The sequence below is a fragment of the Vibrio sp. 2132-1 genome (assembly GCF_033344315.1).
Genome location: NZ_JAWPON010000349.1, coordinates 1 through 692, shown reverse-complemented (window position 1 = coordinate 692; position 692 = coordinate 1). Strand labels below are relative to the sequence as shown.

At 45.5% G+C, this 692-nt stretch carries 1 protein-coding gene; it reads left to right on the top strand.

The features are described from left to right. Positions 1-542 (top strand): DNA/RNA non-specific endonuclease (locus R8N47_RS25325; protein ID WP_318186127.1); only part of this gene is annotated, 542 nt, incomplete at its 5' end. Positions 543-692: the final 150 nt, after the last annotated feature.

The window sequence follows — 692 nt, the reverse complement described above, 5'->3', positions numbered from 1 at the left end:
ACAAACGCAGTAACGCCTTCCAAGAAGACACTGAAATGCCGGATTACGCGCGATCTACCCTAGCGGACTACAAAGGCTCAGGATACGACAGAGGGCACCTTGCGCCGTCAGCGACAATGGATTTCACCCAAGAGTCAATGAAGCAAAGCTTTTTGATGAGCAACATGTCACCTCAACTGCCGGGGTTTAACCGAGTTGGTTGGCGCGTTCTAGAAGAACATGTTCGTGATCTCGCCAATGAGTACAATGAGCTTTATGTGGTGACCGGACCGATTTACCAAGGTAACGAAGGAACAATCGGTAATGGCGTGGTGATCCCGAGCGCATTTTACAAAGTCATTCTTGATCCAAGCTTTGATGAAGCCATTGCGTTCATTGTCCCGCATCGTGATGTTTCAAGCTCTGAGTTAGCCAACTTTATTACCACCATTGACGAAGTTGAACGTCAAACTGGATTAGACTTTTTTGCTCAAACGCCAGATAGCATCGAAGACAACATGGAATCAGTAAAATGGGAAGAGATGTGGCCAACCAACCAGTAATTGAGTGACTGTCGCGATTCCTAAACCGCAATAAAAAAGCGCCTGAAGTAGGCGCTTTTTTGATAATGTTCAACCACATAGAAACGATAACTTAGTGCGGAGAGATATTAGATAGACACTGAATGTGAATCGTGATCTCTTCACGGTCAT